Consider the following 19,844-nt stretch of genomic DNA (forward strand, 5'->3'; position numbering starts at 1 on the left):
CCCGCGATCACGCCCGCCGCTCGGCGGCCGAGACCACCAGGGCGGCGAGCCCGAGGGCGGCGGCATCCTCGGCGAGGCCCCGGACGCGTCCGGCCGCGGTGCGAGAATCCGGCCCCCGCGCGGCGCGGCCGATCAGCGTCCCGGCGACGGCGCCGGCAAGCCCGGCGAGCGCCGCGGCGTTCGGCGCGGCGTCATGCCCGGCGAGCGCCCAACCGCCGACGGCGCCGATGGCGAGGCGGGCCGCGAAGGAGGGCGGAATGCGCCTGTCCGGCGCGAACGGCATCTTGTCGCCGGCCATCTCGGCGACGGCCGCCGCGGCGGTCAGACCTCGCGCCGCCGGGGTCCCCGGGATGAATCCGCCCTGCGTTCGTCCCCGCGAGGCCGCGACGGTGAGCGCGGCGCAGGCCGTCATGCTGCGCAGGCCGGCGACGAACCCGATGCCGAACGATGCGCCGTATCCCTGCATGGTGCCCTGCCCTCCCGACGCGACGCGCGGGGGTCAAGGCCTGACGGCGACGGGTGTTCCCGGCAGGGATCGGGCTGTGTCGGACGGGGCGGAGCCCCTGTCCGATCCCCAGGTCGTTGCATCCGGGCAACAATCCCGAGATTTCACCGGCCGACCTCCGTCGCGCGGCACGCCGAACCCAACCCCCGCGGGAATTATTTCCGGCAGAAACACAAAGGCTTACACTGGGGCATGGCGCACAGTTTAGAACCATATGAAATAAGATGAAGACTTGACCTTTCATGCCCTGCTTGTGCAATCGTATCCGGGATGTTTTCCTGATCAAGGGAGAGTTGAGACAGGTCCGGAGTTGGGTCATGCAGCCAATCTCGATCGATGCGCTGCATCGGGGCGACGGCGTGAAGCTGCGGCGCTTCCTGACGCGACGGCTCGGGAACCCGGCGGACGCGGCGGACGCGCATCAGGAGACCTATCTGCTGATGCTGGCGGCGCTCTCCCGGACGACGATCGAGCAGCCCTCCGCCTTCCTGTTCCAGATCGCCAGCAACGTGGCCCGCCGGATGCGCAACCGGCAGCGGCTCGAAGGCACGATCTTCCAGTCGGTCGGCGACGACGACTGGGCCGGCCTCGCCGACGGGCACGCCCTGCCCGAGCGCCAGGCGATGGCGCGCCAGGAGCTGCGGCGGCTCGCGGCGGCGATCGACGACTTGCCGCCGCGCTGCCGCGAGGCGTTCCTGCTCGCGCGGATCGACGGGCTGCCGAACGGCGAGGTCGCCGCCCGGCTCGGGATCAGCCGCAACATGGTCGAGAAGCACCTGATCAAGGCGCTCCTCCATTGCCGGCGCCGCTGCGGCGATCTTTTCTAAACAACGGACGTCAGGAATCCGGCCGCTCGGCGATCATGGTCGGTGGGGCTTGCATCCACGGACCGTCCGGGCCTTGGTGGGACCCGGGGGGCCTGGCCGTGGCGATCAGAGACGGGACCGACGCGCAGGACCGGGACGGTCCGGACCCGAGCGGGCCGGAGCCTCGCGACGAGGACCCGGTCGAGGCGGAGGCGGCGGCCTGGGTCGTGCGCCTGTCCTCGTCCGACGCGACCGAGGCCGACCGCACGGCCTTCGCGGCCTGGCTCGCCGCGGATCCGGCCCATGCGGCGGCGCATGCCGAGATGGAGGAATTCTGGCACCGGCTCGGCCACGTGCCGGATGCCCGGCGGCACCGCACAGCCCAAGGGCAGGCCGAGGGACAGACCAAAGGCAAGGGACAGGCCACGGGCAAGGGACAGGCCAAGGGGCCAGCCGGGCTGGCGGCCGTCCTGGTGCTCGGCACCACCCTGGCCTGGCAGGCGGGCCTCGCCGACTGGCTGCGGGCCGACCTGTGGAGCGGCGTCGGCGCCATCACGCACGCCACCCTCAGCGACGGCAGCCGCGTCGACCTGAATACCGGCACGGCGATCGCGCTGCGCTTCTCCGGGGCGGAGCGCCGGGTCGCGCTCCTGCGCGGCGAGGCGGTGTTCGACGTGGCGCGCGATCCCGGCCGGCCCTTCGTCGTCGAGGGCGGCGGCGTGAGCGTCCGGGCGGTCGGCACGGTCTTCGTGGTGCGCGCCGACGAGGCCATGCGGCCGGTCGGCGTCGCCGAGGGCCGGGTCGATGTCGGGATCGCGGGCCGGCACCTCCCCGTCTCGGCCGGCGAAGCGGTGATCGCGCCGGACGGGGCCGCCGCCAGCGTCGTGAAGGCGGATGTCGGCCGGGCCATGGCCTGGCGCGACGGGCGCCTGACCGTCTCGGGCGAGCCCCTGTCCGACGTGCTGGCCACCCTCGGGCGCTACCGCCGCGGGCGCATCGTCCTCCTCGACGCCAAGGCCGGCGCGCGGCGCGTCACCGGCGCCTTCGACCTGCGCGACACCGACGAGGCGCTCGATGCCATCGCGGCGAGCCTGTCGCTGCGCGTCGCCCGGGTCACCCCGCTGCTGGTCCTGGTCGGGTCGCCGCTCTGACGATTTTTTCGAAAAATCGCGCGAACCGACGTCAGGAGATCGCGGCCTCGTTGATCTCAAGCGGGTAAGGGGGACGAGAGCGCACCAACGCGCCGCCCCCCTGCGAGCAGACGGACGGGGTGGTCGGAATGGCGGCGCGGGAGCGTGGGGTTGCATGTGGACGGCTGGCGGGGCTTGCCCTGGCCGGCGTGTCGCTGCTGGCACTGGGACTCGGCACGGCCCAGGCTCAGGCTCAGGCGACGTCGCGCGGCGTCCCGAAACGGACCGAGGCGACGCCCGTCGCCGCCCCCGCCGACGCCGTCGCCCTGTCGATCCCGGACGGGCCGCTCGAACCGGCGCTGGTGCGCTTCACCGAGCAGGCCAAGGTCAAGCTGGTCTACGGCACCGACCTGACGCAGTCCCTGACGACGACCGGCCTCGAAGGCACGTTCCCGCCGCTGGAGGCGCTCGGCCGGCTCCTCGACGGGACGGGCCTGAGCTATCGCCGGGTGAGCCCGTCGACCCTCACCCTGGTCAACCCGCGCTACGCCCAGCTCGGCGGCAGACCCGAGGAGACGGTGCGCCTCGACGAGATCGTCGTCGAGGGCCGGCCCGCCACGGCCCGCGCCGCCGGCCTGCCGCCGCCGACCGGCACGGTGGGGCAGCCGCCGCCGCCCTTCGCGGGCGGCCAGGTCGCGACCGGCACCCGCGTCGGCTTCCTCGGCAACCGCTCGGTCCTGACGACGCCGTTCAACGTGACCGGCTTCACCGAGAAGCTGATCGCCGACCAGCAGGCGCGCACCCTCGCCGACGTGGTGCTGAACGACGCCTCGGTGCGCAACGACGCGCCGGCCTTCAGCGAGCGCGACTCGTTCTTCATCCGCGGCTTCTCGGTCGTGAACCTGGACGTCGGCTTCGACGGCCTGTTCTATCTCGCCAATCCGCGGCGGGTGTTCACCGAGGGGATCGAGCGGGTCGAGATCCTGAAGGGGCCGACCGCGCTGCTCAACGGCGGCACCGGCCGCGTCGGCGGCACGATCAACCTGATCCCCAAGCGCGCTTATGACGAGCCGCTGACCCGCCTGACCACGACCTATCTCAGCGACTCGCAGGTCTGGACCCACGCCGATCTCGGCCGCCGCTTCGGCCCGAACGGGGAATGGGGCGCGCGGGCCAACCTGTCCTATCGCAACGGCAACACGGCGCTCGACAAGAACGCCATCGAGGTCGGCGTCGCGACGCTCGGTCTCGATTACCGCGGCGAGCGCTTGCGCGCCTCGCTCGACCTCGTCCACAACACCCAGAACATCACGGCGCCGACCTCGCTGTTCAACTCGGTCGCCGCCAACATTCCGGTGCCGCGGGCGCCGAACCCGCGGCTCAACACCGCGAGCTCCCTCGAATACATCGACACCCGCCAGAACATGGCGGCGGGCCGAATCGAATACGACATCCTGCCCGACACGACACTCTACGCCGCGGGTGGGGTCAGCCGCTACAACGAGGACTTCCTCACCTCGTTCTACCAAGTGACAAGCCTGACCGGCCGGGCGACCAACACCCTCGCCATCCAGCCCCAGGAGATCCAGGGGCTCACCGGCGAGGTCGGCCTGCGCTCGAAGTTCCAGACCGGATTCCTCGGCCACTTCCTCACCGTCTCGGCGGTCGAGGCGAACAACCGGAACTACCGCGGCGGCTTCGTCGCGCCGACCCTGCCGGTCTTCCAGACCAACATCTACGATCCGGTCCATCTGCCCCGCGGCTCGGTGAATACCGCCCTGCTGCCGCGCTCCAACGACCGGCCCCTGTTCACGGAGCTCAGCGCGCGCAGCGTCGGCATCGCCGATACCCTGTCGCTCGGCGAGGACCGCTTCCTGCTGACCCTCGGCGGACGGTTCCAGGAGATAGACCAGCAGAGCTATAATACCCGCCCCGGGCCGACCCTGGGCGCCCTGGCCTCGACCTACGAACGCGGCCGGTTCAGTCCCGCCATCGCGGCCGTGTTCCGGCCGACCGAGGCACTCTCGTTCTACGGCAACTACATCGAGGCGCTCGAGCCTGGGCCGACCGCGCCGGTCGCCGCAATCAACGCCAACGAGGTGTTCGCCCCGATCGTGAGCCGGCAGCAGGAGATCGGCGCCAAGTACGATTTCGGCACCGTCGCGGTCACGGCGTCGCTGTTCGAGATCGAGCAGCCCAACGCCTTCACCGACAACGCCACGCGGCGGTTCTCGGTGAGCGGCCTGCAGCGCAACCGCGGCCTCGAACTCTCGGCGTTCGGGGAGCCGCTGCCGGGGGTGCGGCTCCTCGGCGGCGTCACCTTCCTCGACGGGCGGCTGGTCAGGACTCCAGGCGGCACGTTCGACGGCAACCGCGCGCCCGGCGTCCCGGACGTGGCGTTCAACCTCTACGGCGAGGTCGACCTGCCGCCGTGGCTCGCCCCCGGCCTGACGCTGACCGGCCGTGCCATCTACACGAGCGGCCAGTTCTACAACCAGGCCAACACGCAGAGCGTGCCCGACTGGACCCGCTTCGATGCCGGGCTTCGCTACACGTTCAGGGGCGCAACGGACAAGCCGGTGACGATCCGGGCGGTGGTCGAGAACGTGTTCGACAACGCCTACTGGGCCTCGGCGGCCCGCGGCTTCCTGGCGGTGGGGGCGCCCCGCACGGTCATCGTCTCGGCGACGATGGACTTTTGAGACAGGGATAGGCCCGGGAAGGAATGGCATGGGTCCCCCTTCGCCCGCGTGGGGGAGGGGCCCGGACATCGACGATCCCGCGTGCGGGCGGCGCGCGTCAGGAGGGAACCGTGGCCGTCGTGCTGGCAGGTCGATACGCCGTGCGTCATCCTGCACCGTCTCCACCCGGCGCGGTCTTCGATCGCCCTTACCCCCTCTCTCCAAGCGAGACCGGGCGAGCCCGGCATCGCCTGGAAAGGGGATTCCGCGTCTTGTGCGGACACGATCGCTGTCGCGGCTCTCCGCACCGATCGACAACCGTCCCAACACCGCCGCCGTGATCAAAGCAGCATAACAGCCCCGCCTTCGCCGACTAACCGGATCGTATCGACCGCCATACCCTCGAGAAATCCGCCATATCTGTTTTTCGAATAGTTAAAATATACGCGCGCATGCGCGGTATTTCGGCATGTTGTCTTGACTCTTGCCCACCATACGGGCGATAGACGCAGGACTAACGGAGGCCGAGGCGCGCCCCCTGCGCTCTCATCACGCCCGGCCGATCCCGCGCCCCGCGCGGCCATGGGATCTGCGCCGCGCTCGGGCCGGCGCCCACCCGGAGGCCAGAACAAGGTTTGGTCGTCATGCCCCCATCGTCCCAAGGCGTCGCCGAGGCGGCGGCGTTCCGCAGCTTCGCCAACGGCTACCGGCGCGAGATCGATGCCGGGATCCCGGTGCGCCACGCGCTCGCCGACGGGCCGCCGGCCCCTTGCGTCGAATGGAACCTGCGCAGCCAGCGGGTCGCGATCCGGGCCGAGATCGTCGCGCCCTCTCTCTGCGGTGCGCAAGGGTTCGGCCGGCTCTGGACGCGCCACCTGCACGAGCCGCGCTGGCGCGCCGTCGCGCCGATGCGGGCCCTCCAGGACCTGCTCGGCGAGGCCTATGCGCGCTGCGACGAGGGCGGGGGCGACGGGGCGCGGGAGCGCGAGCTCGACCTGCTCGGGCGGGTGCTCGACAGCTACCGCGAGACCGCCCGCCAGCTCGATCTCACCCCGCCCGGGGACGGCCACTTCATCGAGGCCGAGCGCGCCCTGGTCTTCGGCCACTGGCTGCACCCGACGCCGAAGAGCCGGCAGGGCCTGACGCCCTGGCAGGCCAAGGCCTACGGGCCGGAGGAAGGCGGGGAATTCCGCCTCGTCGCCTTCGCGGCGGAGGCCACGCGGGTGCGGCACGATTCGGCCATCGCCCGCTCGGCGCCCGAGATCGCCCTCGACCTCCTCGGCACCGATGCCGCGCGGCTTGGCCTGCGCCCCGGCGAGATCGCCCTGCCGATGCACCCGCTCCAGGCCGAGGCGCTGCTGCTCTCTCCCGACATCGCCGCGATGGTCGAGGCCGGGACCCTCCGTCCGCTCGGACCCGTCGGCCCCCGCTTCACCGCGACCTCGTCGCTGCGCACCGTCTACGCGCCGGACGGCGACTGGATGGCGAAGTTCTCGCTGCCGGTGACGCTCACCAACTCGCTGCGGGTCAACCGGATGGCCGAGCTGCAGGCCGGGGTCGCGGTGGCCCGGCTCCTCGCCCGCAGCGGCGAGGCCGGGCAGCCCGGCTTCCGGATCCTCGCCGACCCGGCCTACCTGACGCTCGTCTGCCCCGGCCGGCAGGAGAGCGGCTTCGAGGAAAGCGGCTTCGAGACGGTGTTCCGCGAAAACCCCTTCCGGGGCGAGGCGGCGCGCGGCATCGCCACGGTCGCGGCGCTCACCGCCGAGCCGGTGCCGGGCCGTCCCTCGCGGCTGGACCTGCTGCTGCGCCGGGTCGGCGGCGCCGATCGCGCGCACGCGGCGCGGACCTGGTTCAGCCTCTACCTCGACTGCATGGTCGTGCCGGTGATCGCGCTCTACGACCGGCATGGCATCGCGCTCGAGGCGCACCAGCAGAACGCCCTCCTCGACGTCGCCGAGGGCTGGCCGCGGCGCGGCTTCTACCGCGACAACCAGGGCTTCTACCTGTCGCAGGCCGCTCGACCCCGGATCGAGCGACTGGTGCCGGAGACCGGCGCCATCGCGGCTTTGTTCTTCGACGACCGCGAGATCCGCCGCCGCCTCGCCTATTACCTCGTGGTCAACCAGGTCTTCTCGGTGATCGCCCGGATGGGCTATGACGGGCACGTCCGCGAGGAGGTGCTCCTCGACGACCTCGCCCGCCGGCTGGAGACGATCGCGCGGCGCATGACCGGATTGGGCCGGGCCTTCGCCCGCTCGGTCCTCGACGAGCCGGCGCTCTGCACCAAGGCCAACCTGCGCGTGCGCCTGGCCGACCGCGACGAGCTGGCCGACGGCGAGAATGCCGGCACCTACATCGACATGCCGAACCCGCTCGCCGCGCGGCGCGGCGTCCGGGCCAGCTCGGGCCGTGTCCTTGCCTCCTGAACCCGCCGAGGCGCCGGAGGACCGCGTGCTGCGGCAGCTCGCCGAGGCCGTCCTGTTCGAGGGCCTGGCCTCGGAGAGCGCGGTGCCGGGCGGCGGGCGGCTGCATGGGCGGCTGCATGGGCGGCTCGGCACCCGCCTGTTCCGCGCCCTCGGCAGGCTCGGCCCGTTCGGCCGCCCCCGCCTCGTGCCGGGCACGGTCGAGATGGCGGACGCGGCGGGGGAGTGGCGCGCCGCATCCCTCGACGCTCTGGTCGAGGCCCTGCCGGCCGCATCCGAGCCGCGCGAACGCCTGCTGGCCGAGCTTCGGCAGACCGTCGCGCTTTGTCATTGGAACACCGATCACCTGCCGGCACCGGAGCGCCGGGCGCTTCCCTTCGCGGTGCTCGACGGGGCGTTGTGGGAGGGCCACCCCTACCACCCCTGCTTCAAGGCGCGCACCGGCTTCACCCTCGACGACCAGGCGGCCTACGGGCCGGAAGCCGCGCGGCCGTTCCGCCTCGACTGGCTCGCCCTGCCCCGCGGTACGGTCGCCCTGGCGCTGCCGGGCTGCGAGGACGCGTTCTGGCGCGCGGCTCTCGGCGCCGATTGGGACCGGCTGATGCATCGCCTCGGCGAGGCCGGCCATTCCCCGGCGACGCATGCGATCCTGCCGGTGCACCCGTGGCAGCTGCGCCACCTCGCAGGGCGGGAGCCGTTGCGCGCCCGGCTGGCGGCGGGCGAGGCGGTCGCCCTCGGGCGGGCCGGGCCGCGCTACCGCGCGAGCCAATCCCTGCGCACCCTGCACGACGCCGACGATCCGCGCCGGGCGAGCGTGAAGCTCAGCATGAGCGTCGTCAGCACGTCGAGCCTGCGGATCCTCGATCCGCATTTCGTCCTGACCGCACCCGCCCTCTCGGACTGGCTCGCGGGCATCGTCGCCGGCGATCCGGCGCTCGCGCGGATGGCGCTGCTGCGCGAATGCGCCGCCGTGCTCGCCGACCGGGACGGCCCCCTGGCGGGCCGGCTCGCGGCGATCTGGCGCGAGAGCCCGGACCTCGCGCCCGGCGAGGCGGCGGTGCCGTTCAACGCGCTCGGCCTCTGCGAGCCGGACGGCGCGACCTTCGCGGCGCCCTGGCTGGCGCGCCACGGCCTTCACGCCTGGCTCGACCGGTTGGTCGAGGTCGCGGTGCTGCCGGTCTGGCACCTGCTGGTGGCGCACGGGGTCGCGCTCGAGGCGCATGGCCAGAACATGATCCTGGTGCACCGCGACGGCTGGCCCGAGCGGGTGATCCTGCGCGACTTCCACGAGAGCGCCGAATACGCCCCGGACTTCCTACGCGACGTGCCCCCCGTCCCGGATCTCGGCGCCATCGACCCGGCCCATGCCGGCCCGCCCGACGACCGCTTCCACGCCATGCGCTCGGCGGCTGTGCTCGCCGAGCTGGTGACCGACAGCCTGTTCGTCTTCAACCTCGCCGAGATTACGACCCTGCTCTCCCGCCGGCACGGGCTCGACGAGGCCGGCTTCTGGCGCCGCCTCGGCCAACGCCTGCGCCGCCACGCGGCCGAGCACGGGCTGTCGGACAGGCTCGAGGCCCTGGGCGTCGAGGCTCCCACCCTGCGGGTCGAGGCGCTGCTGGCGCGCAAGCTCGGGCTCGCGGAGTCGCAGGGCAGCGTTGCGGTGCCGAACGCCCTGTTCCCCTCCCCCCTCACCCTCCTGCGGACAGGCTCATGATCGAGATCGACGGACGCATTCTCGCGGCGGACGAGATGGAGGCGGCACTCTCCCATTTCACCGCGCGGGCCGGCCTGGGGGCCAACAGCGGCGAGCGCATCGCGGCGCGGTTCCGGGACAACGCCTCGAGCCTCGCCTTCATCCTGGCCGCCCGCCGGGCCGGCGCGACGCTGCTGCCGATCCACCCGGCCCTGCCGAACGACGGCGCGCGGCGGCTGGCCGTACGGGCCGGCTGCCACCGGGTCTTCCTCGACGACCTGGTGGCCGAGCCGCTGGACGGGGCCCCGCCGCCGGTGCCGGGCGAGGGCCACCTGCTCCAGATGAGTTCCGGCACCACCGGCGAGCCGAAATGCATCGCCCGGCCCTGGAGCGCGGTGGCGCGCGAGATCGAGAGCTACGTCGCGGCCTTCCCGGAGCCCGCCGGAATGACGCCGGTGATCGCCTGCCCGATCACCCATTCCTACGGGCTGATCTGCGGCCTCCTCGTCGGCTTGGCCCGCGGCCGGGCGCCGGTGGTGCTCGACACCGCCAACCCGAAATACCTGCTGCGGCGCCTGCGCGAGATCGAGCGCCCGCTGCTCTACACCTCGCCCGCCATGCTGCACACGCTCGCCCGGCTGATGCCGGAGGGCGAGCGCATCCATGCGGCGATGACCTCGGGCACGCTGCTGCCGGCGCCGTGGTTCTCCGCCATCCGCGCCCGGGTCGCGCACCTCTTCCAGCAATATGGCTGCTCGGAGACCGGCTGCATCGCGGTCAATCCGGACCTCGACCGCGCCGACGCGATCGGCCGCCCGCTGCCGCATCACCGCGTCCGGGCCGGCACGAGCGCGGACGACCCGGCGGAGATCGTCGTCGAGGGCGAGGCCGGCACGGTGCGGACCGGCGATCTCGGCTATCTCCGGCCCGACGGGATGCTGGTCTTCGTGGCGCGCCAGAGCGACACGATCAACGTCTCGGGCCTCAACGTCTATCCGGGCGAGGTCGAGGACGTGGTGATGGCGATGCCCGGCATCACCGATGCCGTCGCCTTCGCGAAGGCCGACGCCTTCGCGGGCGAGCGGGTGACGCTGCTGTTCAGCGCAGCAGTGCCGGTCGCGCCCCGCGACCTCCAGGATTGGTGCCGCCGGTACCTCGCCGGCCATCAGGTGCCGGTCGAGGCCGTGCAGGTGGCGGCGATCCCGCGCCAGGCCAACGGCAAGATCTCCCGCCGCGAGGCCGCCGCCCTCCATCGCAGCGGCGCCCTGGAGGCCGCGCAATGACGGTCGCCATCACCCGGGACGAGGCGGTCGCGGCCATCGGCACGATTTTGCGCGGGGAGATGAACCACCCGCATCTCGATCGGTTCGGGCCGGGGGCGCGGCTCAACGAGGATCTCTATCTCGATTCGGTGCAGGTGCTGCAGCTCGTCCTGTCGCTTGAGATGAACCTGGGATTGTCGATCCCCGAGGAGGCGATCGCCGGCCGCGACCTCTCGACCGTCGGCGACCTCGCCGGGCTGCTGGCGCGCGAGCCCGCCGCCGCGCCGGCCCCGCCCGCCGCCGCTCCCGAGGGCGTCCACGGCGACCTGGCCTACGACCTGAAGATCCACTGCTTCGTCAGCTGCGTCTGCGACGGGCTGAAGGCGCGCGGCATCGACCACCGGCCGTTCTACGCCCTGATCTGGGACGCGGAATTCGCCATCACCGACGAGTTCCGCCTCGCCTACCACTCGGACGCCATGGACCACGAGGCGTTCCGCTACTGGTTCACGCGGCTCTACGGCGTGCCGCTCCACGCCTGGTACGACCATTCGCGCCCGAAGGACGAGAACGTCGCGACCCTGCTCGACCTGCTGGCTCGCCGTGAGCCGGACGAGTGCGTGATGGTGATGCTCGACATGTTCCACCTGCCGGAGCGGGAGAACAAGTTCAACCAGAACCCCTTCCCGCACTACCTGCTGGTCTCGCTCACCGACGACCCCGACACCTGGCAGGTGCGCGATCCGGACTTCCGCTGGGAGGGCACCATCGCGCGCGACCGGATGCTGAACGCGATCCGCCAGCCGAGCGTCGCCGGCGGCTACCGGTTCGACCCGTCGCGCGCCCGCCCGCCGGCGCAGGCCGACCTCGCGGCGTTCTTCGAGGCCTGCTTCGTCCTGGATTCGAACCCGCTGATCGACGCGGTGCGGGCGATCGTGGCAGCCCATGACGAGGGGCGCGGCGGGCTGACGCTCGCCGGTCTCGACGGCGCGTTGCGCGAATTGCCGGTGATCACGATCCGCAAATGGGCCTACGAGCACGGCTTCGCCTTCTTCTGGCGCGCCCTGCACTGGCCCGACGCCGAGTTCCAGCGGATCTGCGACGAGATCGAGGCCCTGGTGAACGGCCTCACCGCCCTGCACTATGCCGTGCTCAAGCTCGCCCGGACGGAAGATGCGGCGCAGGTCGCCGACATCATGGCGAAGCTCGACGCGCTCGACGCGATCGAGGCCTCGCTCAAGCGCCGGCTCGGCGCGGCCTACCGGGCCTGGCAGGCCGCGTCCTCGCCGAGGGACCCGACACCGGGCCTCAGGACGCGCGGAGTGCCGGCCGCCGCCCTCCACCATCTCATCGAGGAAGATCCCTGCGAGGAAGGATGCCTGTCATGATCCAGTCCCACGCCGTCGTCGGCACCCCGCACGCGAGCCGCTACCTGCAGCAGCTCGCCAAGCACTGGGCGCACAAGTTCGAGACCACCTTCGATCCGCATTCCGCCCGGATCGCCCTGCCCCTCGGGGAGGCCCGGCTCGCCGCCACCGACGAGGCCCTGACGATCGACCTCTCGACGGACGACGCCGCCAAGCTGCCGGATTTCCAGGCCGTGCTGGTGCGCCATGTCGAGCGCTTCGCGTTCCGCGAGACGCTGCACTTCGACTGGACCTGACCGGATGGACATCACCCTGCGCGCCATGCGCGACTCCGACCTGCCGGACCTGGTCGAGCTCTACAACCAGCCGGCCTTCCGCGACGGGACCCTGGCGCTGCCCTACGAATCCATCGATGCGATCAAGGCCTGGGCGGCGCCGCGCTCGCCGCGGGACCTGCACCTCGTGGCCGAAGCCGAGGGGCACGCGGTCGGCGCCGCGGCCCTGCGCCCATTCTACGGGAGGCGTGCCCATGCCGGCGAGTTCTGGCTCGGCGTGAACGAACGGTTCGCCGGGCGCGGCATCGGCTCCCGGCTGCTCGCGGCGATCATCGATACCGCCGAGAACTGGCTCAACGTCACCCGGATCGAGATGACGGTGTTCGTCGACAACGCCCGGGCGATCGCGCTCTACGAGCGGTTCGGGTTCGAGATCGAGGGCACGCACCGGGCCGCGAGCTTCCGCAACGGCGCGTTCGCCGACGTGCATTGCATGGCGCGGCTGCGACCGGGGGGTGTGCGGTGAGGCGTCTGCGGCGTCGTTGACCGTCCGGGGCGGAACTCGCACCCTCCGGGTCATTCCGGAACCCCGCTGCGCGACCACGGGATGACCCCGAGGGTGTCGGTCCCGACAGAGAAAAGCCAAACGGACTTTGAAGACCATCCGAACCTATTCTCCCTGGAGATCCACGGTGCCGTCACTCCCGAAGAACCGGCGCCGGGTGGCGGCCCTGCTGCTGACTCTCCTCGCCGCCGCCCTGGCCGCGCCCGCCGCCGCCGCTGCCGCCGCCGCCGAGATCACCATCCAGCATGCCAGCGGCCAGACGGTCGTGCCGTCCCCGCCGAAGAAGATCGTGGTCTTCGATCTGGCCGCCCTCGACACGCTCGACGCCCTCGGCGTTCCCGTCTTCGGGGTAGCGGGCGGGGCCAAGCCGCCCTCCCTCGCGCCGTACAACGAGCCCCGCTACCGCCGGATGGGCACGCTGTGGGAGCCCGATTACGAGGCGATCAACGAAGCCGAGCCCGATCTGGTCATCGTCGGCGGGCGCTCGGGCCCGCGCTACGCCGCCCTGTCGAAGCTGGCACCGACCATCGACCTGTCGAGCGACCCCACCGATCCCCTCGGCAGCGAGCTGCGCAACATCCGCAGCCTCGCCCGGCTGTTCGGCAAGGAGGCGGAGGCGGACACCCGGATCGCCCGGATCCAGGCCGGCATCGCGGCGGTGCACGCCAAGGCCGGGCAGGCCGGCAGCGCCCTGTTCATCCTCTCGACCGGGGGCCGCCTGAGCGCCTTCGGCCGCGGCTCGCGCTTCGGGCTCCTGCACGGCGCCCTCGGCTTCCGGCCGGCGGCGCCCGACCTCGATGCCGGCATCCACGGCCAGCCGGTCTCGTTCGAGTTCATCGCCAGGACCGATCCCGACTGGCTGTTCGTGCTCGACCGCGACGCGGCGATCGGTGCCCGCGGCCAGCCGGCGCGCCAGCTCCTCGACAATGCGCTGGTGCGGCAGACGAAGGCCTGGCGCAAGGGACAGGTCGTCTACGTCGATGCCGGCAGCTGGTACCTCGCCGCGGGGGGCCTGCGGGCGCTCCAGGCCACCGTCGACCAGATCGCCGCCGCCCTCGACGGCGCGCGCTGACGATGGGATGGCCTCTGCGCAGCGCGATCCTGTCGGGCCTCGCGCTCCTGGCGCTCGCCGCCGCGAGCCTCCTCGTCGGCGTCGGCGACCTCGCCTCACCCGAGATCCTTCTGGCGAGCCGGGTGCCGCGCACCCTCGCCCTCATCCTCGCCGGCGCCGGGCTGGCGGTGGCGGGCGTCATCATGCAGCTCGTGGCGCAGAACCGCTTCGTCGAGCCCTCGACCGCCGGCACGACCGAATCGGCGACGCTCGGCATGCTGGTGATCACGCTCGTCGCCCCCGACGCGCCGGTCGTCGTGAAGATGCTGGCGGCGACCGCGACGGCGCTCGCCGGCACCGCCCTGTTCCTGCGGGTCCTGCGCGCCATGCCGCTGCGGGCGCGGCTGACGGTGCCGCTCGTCGGGATCATGCTCGGCGGCGTGATCGGGGCGGCCTCGACCTTCGTCGCGTACCGCACCGACATGCTGCAATTCCTCGGCACCTGGCAGGCCGGCGACTTCTCGACAGTCCTGCGCGGGCGCTACGAACTGCTCTGGCTCGCCGCGATCCTGGCTGTCGTCGCCTACATCCTCGCCGACCGCATCACCATCGCGGGGCTGGGGCGCGACGCGGCGGTCAATCTCGGGCTCGACTATCGCGGCGTCGTGGCGGTCGCGATCGCCATCGTGGCGATGATCACCGCCGTCACCATCGCCAGCGTCGGCACGGTCCCGTTCCTCGGCCTGGTGGTGCCGAACCTCGTCGCGCTCGCCGCCGGCGACAACCTTCGACGGACCCTGCCGCTCGTGGCCGCCGCGGGCGCCGGGCTGCTGCTGGCCTGCGACGTGCTCGGGCGGGTGATCCGCACCCCCTACGAGATCCCGGTCGGCACCGTGATGGGGGTCGTCGGCAGCGGCCTGTTCCTGGTCCTGCTGCTGCGCCGGGACGCCCGCCATGCATAGCGGGCGCGCCGCCCTGCGGCCGCTCCACGTCCTGGCGCTGCTCGGCGTGGCCATCCTCGGCCTGGCGGTCGTCTTCATGACGATCGGGGCCAACGGCCGCTGGGGCTTCGTGCTGCCGTTCCGCGGCACCAAGCTCGCCTCGCTGCTGCTCGTCGCCTGCGCCGTCGCCACCGCGACGGTGCTGTTCCAGACCGCCTCGGGCAACCGCATCCTGACGCCGGCGATCATGGGCTTCGACGAGCTCTACCGTCTGATCCAGACCGGCCTCGTCGTCGGAATCGGGACCGGGGGCTTCGGCGATCCGCGCCTGCGCTTCCTCGCCGAGACCGGCGCGATGGTGCTGTTCGCGCTCCTCCTCTACCGCTGGCTGCTGGCGCGGACCGAGGGCGGCCTGCATCGCCTTTTGCTCGTCGGGGTGATCTGCGGGGTGCTGTTCCGCAGCCTGTCGCAGTTCCTCCAGCGGATGCTCGACCCGAGCCAGTTCGTCGTGCTGCAGGCGAGCTTCTTCGCCAATTTCAACGCCGTCCGCCCGGACCTGCTGGCGCTCGCCGCCCTCCTGGTGCTGGGAGCCGGGGTCGGGACGTGGCGCCTGCTGGCCCGGCTCGACGTGCTGCTGCTCGGGCGCGACGCCGCCATCGCGCTGGGGGTCGATCACCGCCGCACCGTGACCCTCGTGCTGGTCCTCGTGGCGGTCCTGGTCTCGGTCTCGACCGCGCTGGTCGGGCCGGTGACCTTCCTCGGCCTCCTCGTCGCCCACCTCGCCTACCGGGTGATGCCGACCTACCGCCACGCAGTCGTGCTGCCGGCCGCCGCCCTCATCGCGGCGGTGACGCTGGTCGGCGGGCAATTGGTGCTGGAACGGGTCTTCTCGCTCAACACCGCCCTGTCGATCGTGATCGAGTTCCTGGGCGGCCTCACCCTCCTGGTCCTGCTGGCGAGACGCCCCCGATGATCGAGACGCAAGACCTCACGCGCCGCTACGGCGACACCGTGGTGGTGGACGGCGTGTCGTTGCGCCTGCCGGAGCGCGCCTTCGTCTCGGTGATCGGGGCGAACGGCGCCGGCAAGTCGAGCGTCCTGTCGATGGTGAGCCGGCTCCTGCCGATGAGCGCCGGCCGGGCCCTCGTCGACGGGCTCGACGTGGCGGCGACCCCGGGCGACGTGCTGGCGCGCCGCCTCGGCATCCTGCGCCAGGACAACGGCGTCGCCGCCCGGGTGACGATCCGCGACCTCGTCGCCTTCGGGCGCTACCCCCATTCGAAGGGCCGGCTGACCGCGGCCGACCGCGGCCACATCGCCGATGCGCTGGCCTTCCTCGACCTCGAGCCGCTGGCCGACCGCTTCCTCGACGAGGTCTCGGGCGGGCAGCGCCAGCGCGCCTACATCGCCATGGTGCTCGCCCAGGACACCGACTGCATCCTGCTCGACGAACCCTTGAACAACCTCGACATGCGCCACGCCGCCGCGATGATGGGCCTGCTGCGCCGGGCGGTGGACGAGCGCGGCCGCACGATCGTCGCGGTGCTGCACGACATCAACTTCGCCTCCTGCTACTCCGACCGGATCGTGGCGATGCGCGACGGCAAGGTCGTGGCGATCGGGTCGCCGGAGGAGATCGTGACCCCGGAGGTCCTTCGCGCCGTCTACGGGATCGACGTCGAGGTGGTGATGGTGAAGGGCTACCGGACGGTGTTCTTCTACCGCTGAAGGCCTGCGAGGCCGGCGCCTACGTCGACCCCCGCACCGCCAGGCGCGACAGGCTGACCACGCTGGCGATGCCCGCGAAGGCCGCGCCGAGCCCGAGCGCCAGGGCCGGGCCGTGGGCAGCGGCGACCGCGAAGCAGGCCGCCACCAGAGCCGCGCCGGTGGTCTGGCCGAGCAGCCGCGCCGTCGCCACGATGCCGCTCGCCCCGCCGGAGCGCGACGGCGGGGCGCTCGTCATGATCGCGCGCAGGTTCGGCGCCTGGAAGAAGCCGAAGCCGGCCCCGCACAGCGCCATCCGCCAGGCGAGCCCGACGACGCTCGGCTCGGGCGGCAGCGCGGCGAGCAGGCCCATGCCGAGCGCCAGGATGGCGAGCCCGATCCCGCCGAGCACGCTCGGCGGGTAGCGGTCCGACAGGCGTCCGGCGACCGGCGCCATCAGGGCGACCACCACCGGCCAGGGCGTCATCAGGAAGCCGGTCTCGACCTGCGAGCGCCCGAGATCGTGCTGGAACAGGAACGGCAGCGACACGAAGGCGAGGCCTTGTGCCGCGAACGAGCAGATCGACGTCGCCGCCGACAGGGCGAAGAGTGGCCGCTTGAGCAGGTCGACGGCGAGCATCGGCGCCGGGTGGCCGGCCTGTCGCCGCAGGAGCAGCACCCCGCAGGCAAGGGCACCCGCGAATTCCGCCAGCACCCGCCAGGGCGGGCCGGCATGGGCCGCCTCGCCGAGGCCCAGCACGAGGAGCGCGAAGGTGGCGGCGTTGAGCAGCGCGCCGACCCGGTCGAAGGCGTAGCCGGCGCGCGGTGTCTCGGGCAGGGCGCGCCGCGCGAGCGCGAGCGCCGCGAGCCCGATCGGCAGGTTGACGGCGAACAGCCACGGCCAGGACGCCGCCACCAGGATCAGCGAGGCGACGGTCGGCCCGAGGGCGAAGCCGATTCCCACCACGAAGGCGTTGAGGCCGAGGCCCCGCCCGAGCTGGCTCGTCGGATAGATGAAGCGGATGAGCGCGACGTTGACCGCCATCAGGGCGCTCGCGCCGAGCCCCTGCAGGATGCGCGCGGCGACGAGCGCGGGCAGCGACCAGGCGAGCGCGCAGACCAGCGAGGCCACGGTGAACAGGGCGAGGCCCGCGACATAGACCCGCCGCTGCCCGACGATCTCGCCGAGCGCCGCGACCGGCAGCAGCGTCGCCACCACGGCGAGCTGGTAGGCGTTGACGATCCAGACCGACTCCGCCGGATCGACGCCGAGATCGGCCGCGATGGTCGGGAGCGCGGTGTTGGCGATGGCGGTGTCGAGCGTGGCGAGGGCCACGCCGGCGAGCACCGCCACCATCGCCTGCCGGCGCTGCGCCGGCGGCAGACCCTCGCGGGGGGATGGGTCGGACCGCGTCACGTCGGGGGCGGGAGGGGGCGGGGCAGAGTATGACACTCGCCCTGGATGTGTCCCGGCGACGCGGTTGGCAAGCGGTTTGGTGGCCGCAGGTTTGGTGGCTTGCGGCCGCGCGCTCAGGCGGCGAGCCGGCGCCCCTCGACCGGCAGGCCGCCCTCGACCGCGTCGGCGGCGATCTGCGCCGTCGCGGCCGACAGGGTCCAGCCGAGATGGCCGTGCCCGGTATTGTAGAAGATGCCCCGCTGCCGGCCCGGCCCGACCCGCGGCAGCATGCCGGGCATCATCGGCCGCAGGCCGCTCCAGGCCACCACCCGGTCGGTCGCCACCCGCGGGAACTGCTCCCGCGTCCAGCGCACCAGCGGCTCGATCCGGTCGTGGCGGATGTCGCGGTTGAAGCCGTTGAACTCCGCGGTGCCGGCGACGCGGAACCGGTCCCGGCCGAGGCGGCTCGTGACGATCTTCGTCGCGTCGTCGAGGATGCTGACCTGCGGCGCCGCCTCCTGGCTCTCGGGCGTGTGCAGCTGCACGGTGATCGAGTAGCCCTTCACCGGATAGATGTTCAGGCGGTCGCCGACGGCGGCGGCGAGATCCCGGCTGGCGCAGCCGGCGCAGATCACCACCCCGTCCACCTCGAGCGTCTCGCGCGCGGCGACCCGGGCGCCGTCATCCTGCGCCGCCGGCCCCCAGCGGAGGCGCCAGCCCTCGCCGGCCGGCTCGATCGCCTCGATCGCGGCGTCGTAGCGGAACTGCACGCCGCGCCGGGTGCAGGCCTCGGCGAGGCCGCGGGTGAACTTGTGGATGTCGCCGGTCGAGTCGGACGGCGTGAAGAAGCCGCCGTGATAGGCGCCCTGCAGGGTCGGCTCGATCTGCCGGATCTCCTCGGGCGTCACCGCATCGCGGGCGAGCCCACCCTTGCGCAGCAGCGCATTGACCGCCAGCGCCTTCTCGAACCCGGCCCGGTCGCGGTAGAAGTGCAGGATGCCGCGCTTCTCCAGGTTGAAATCGATGTTCTCCCGCTCGGCCATGGCGAACATCTGCTGGCGGGCGGCGAGCGCCAGGCGCACCGTCTCGACGGTGTTGGCCTCGTAATGCCGGATCTGGCCGATGAACTCGGCCATCCAGGAATACTTGTGCCAGCTCGGCTTCGGGTTGACGAGCAGCGGCGCGTCGCGCCGCATCATCCACTTGAGACCCTGGAGGATGGTCGCCGTCTTGTTCCAGACCTCGGCGTTGCTGACCGAGAGCTGGCCGCCATTGGCGAACGAGGTCTCCATGGCGGCGTAGCGGTGCCGTTCGAGGACGGTGACGTCGTAGCCGCGCTGGATGAGCGCATAGGCGGTGGTCACGCCGGTGATGCCGGCGCCGATGACGGCGATGTGGGGCATGGATCTGGTTTCCGTGAACGCGAGCGGCCGAAGGCGGGATGGCCCCGCCCTTTGCGCCCCCTCTGTCACGGTACCTGAGAGCGTCATCCGCCCGCTGACGCAGGCAGACATCCCCTTCGGTGGACGGCCTGTTGCAGCCGCCTCTCTCCAGAGCGTCCTGACGATACGGTCCTTTTGCCTGAGAGTTTCCGGGGGCGGTTGCTCCGTCGGCGTCGAGGTAGCGCGAAGGCCCCTCGATCTCTCCCGCATCGTCGTAGTGGACGCCGACACCCGTATCCGCGCCGCCGCCGCCCGTCAAGGCGCTCCTGCACGGCTTTCGTGGACGATACGATCGAGTCGGCGATCGACTGTCGGATCACAATAGAAACGCGCATCCGGCGGACCCCGCGCGGCGATTGCAGCACGGCGAACGCTTCCTTACCTTTGGTCAGGCGCTGCGCACCGCCGATCGCCCACCGACGGCGATCGGCACGGACGGAGCGGTCCCCGCCGCGCGTCGTCCGGCTTCCCCTCCGTCGCCCGTCGGATCCCCGGCCGGGGACGCGAAATGAGACGGAAGACCGACCCGAGTTGCCTGATTTTTTCTCAGTTCGGATCGTGCCCAACGATTGACATCCGATCCGGAATCGCGCCCATATG

General features: G+C 72.2%; 16 protein-coding genes and 2 riboswitches. Of the genes, 13 read left to right on the forward strand and 3 right to left on the reverse strand.

What is annotated here, in order from left to right; genetic code table 11:
* Nucleotides 1–7: 7 nt before the first annotated feature.
* Complete coding sequence (locus FF100_RS24175; protein WP_139038329.1) at nt 8–466, reverse strand: hypothetical protein; 459 nt, start codon at nt 464–466, stop codon at nt 8–10.
* A gap of 356 nt (nt 467–822) precedes the next feature.
* Here FF100_RS24175 and FF100_RS24180 point away from each other — a divergent pair, with 356 nt between their 5' ends.
* The 13 genes from FF100_RS24180 (at nt 823) to FF100_RS24235 (ending at nt 16,430) form a co-directional block, all read left to right on the forward strand.
* Nucleotides 823–1,332, forward strand: a complete 510-nt coding sequence (locus tag FF100_RS24180) for an RNA polymerase sigma factor (protein WP_139038330.1) — start codon at nt 823–825, stop codon at nt 1,330–1,332.
* Between the two features lie 98 nt (nt 1,333–1,430).
* Nucleotides 1,431–2,462, forward strand: a complete 1,032-nt coding sequence (locus FF100_RS24185; protein WP_139038331.1) for a FecR family protein — start codon at nt 1,431–1,433, stop codon at nt 2,460–2,462.
* Between the two features lie 128 nt (nt 2,463–2,590).
* A complete protein-coding gene (locus FF100_RS24190) occupies nt 2,591–5,143 on the forward strand; it encodes a TonB-dependent receptor (RefSeq protein ID WP_139038332.1) in 2,553 nt (850 codons plus the stop codon).
* 623 nt (nt 5,144–5,766) lie between these two features.
* Nucleotides 5,767–7,548 (forward strand): IucA/IucC family protein, encoded by a 1,782-nt coding sequence (locus FF100_RS24195; RefSeq protein WP_139038333.1) that lies wholly within the window; start codon nt 5,767–5,769, stop codon nt 7,546–7,548.
* 25 nt (nt 7,549–7,573) lie between these two features.
* A complete protein-coding gene (locus FF100_RS37965; protein WP_171070310.1) occupies nt 7,574–9,262 on the forward strand; it encodes an IucA/IucC family protein in 1,689 nt (562 codons plus the stop codon).
* Nucleotides 9,259–10,524: an AMP-binding protein gene (locus FF100_RS37970; RefSeq protein WP_171070311.1), complete on the forward strand. Its 1,266-nt coding sequence runs from the start codon at nt 9,259–9,261 to the stop codon at nt 10,522–10,524. The genes FF100_RS37965 and FF100_RS37970 overlap by 4 nt, the downstream gene beginning before the upstream one ends.
* Nucleotides 10,521–11,891 carry a DUF6005 family protein gene (locus FF100_RS24205; RefSeq protein ID WP_425463347.1) on the forward strand — a complete coding sequence of 457 codons (1,371 nt, stop codon included), beginning with the start codon at nt 10,521–10,523 and terminating at the stop codon, nt 11,889–11,891. Before FF100_RS37970 ends, FF100_RS24205 begins: the two co-directional genes overlap by 4 nt.
* The gene (locus tag FF100_RS24210) at nt 11,888–12,166 is read left to right on the forward strand and encodes a DUF2218 domain-containing protein (protein ID WP_139038334.1); all 279 of its coding nucleotides are present in this window, start codon (nt 11,888–11,890) and stop codon (nt 12,164–12,166) included. Before FF100_RS24205 ends, FF100_RS24210 begins: the two co-directional genes overlap by 4 nt.
* A gap of 4 nt (nt 12,167–12,170) precedes the next feature.
* Nucleotides 12,171–12,671, forward strand: coding sequence for a GNAT family N-acetyltransferase (locus FF100_RS24215; protein WP_139038335.1), 501 nt, complete (start codon nt 12,171–12,173; stop codon nt 12,669–12,671).
* A 166-nt stretch (nt 12,672–12,837) separates the two neighbouring features.
* Nucleotides 12,838–13,782: a siderophore ABC transporter substrate-binding protein gene (locus FF100_RS24220; RefSeq protein WP_246102304.1), complete on the forward strand. Its 945-nt coding sequence runs from the start codon at nt 12,838–12,840 to the stop codon at nt 13,780–13,782.
* Nucleotides 13,783–13,811: 29 nt separating this feature from the next.
* Nucleotides 13,812–14,723, forward strand: coding sequence for an ABC transporter permease (locus tag FF100_RS24225; RefSeq protein ID WP_425463349.1), 912 nt, complete (start codon nt 13,812–13,814; stop codon nt 14,721–14,723).
* Nucleotides 14,716–15,675 (forward strand): iron chelate uptake ABC transporter family permease subunit, encoded by a 960-nt coding sequence (locus FF100_RS24230; protein WP_139038337.1) that lies wholly within the window; start codon nt 14,716–14,718, stop codon nt 15,673–15,675. The genes FF100_RS24225 and FF100_RS24230 overlap by 8 nt, the downstream gene beginning before the upstream one ends.
* Nucleotides 15,672–16,430 carry an iron ABC transporter ATP-binding protein gene (locus FF100_RS24235; protein ID WP_139038338.1) on the forward strand — a complete coding sequence of 253 codons (759 nt, stop codon included), beginning with the start codon at nt 15,672–15,674 and terminating at the stop codon, nt 16,428–16,430. Before FF100_RS24230 ends, FF100_RS24235 begins: the two co-directional genes overlap by 4 nt.
* A gap of 19 nt (nt 16,431–16,449) precedes the next feature.
* Here FF100_RS24235 and FF100_RS24240 read toward each other — a convergent pair whose 3' ends face one another.
* Complete coding sequence (locus tag FF100_RS24240) at nt 16,450–17,823, reverse strand: MFS transporter (protein WP_246102318.1); 1,374 nt, start codon at nt 17,821–17,823, stop codon at nt 16,450–16,452.
* Nucleotides 17,824–17,936: 113 nt separating this feature from the next.
* A complete protein-coding gene (locus FF100_RS24245) occupies nt 17,937–19,205 on the reverse strand; it encodes a D-amino acid dehydrogenase (protein ID WP_139038339.1) in 1,269 nt (422 codons plus the stop codon).
* A gap of 60 nt (nt 19,206–19,265) precedes the next feature.
* Nucleotides 19,266–19,358: riboswitch (glycine riboswitch) on the reverse strand.
* A gap of 3 nt (nt 19,359–19,361) precedes the next feature.
* Nucleotides 19,362–19,461, reverse strand: a riboswitch (glycine riboswitch).
* Nucleotides 19,462–19,844 lie beyond the last annotated feature (383 nt).

Origin of the sequence: Methylobacterium terricola (assembly GCF_006151805.1) — a bacterium.
GTDB lineage: Bacteria > Pseudomonadota > Alphaproteobacteria > Rhizobiales > Beijerinckiaceae > Methylobacterium > Methylobacterium terricola.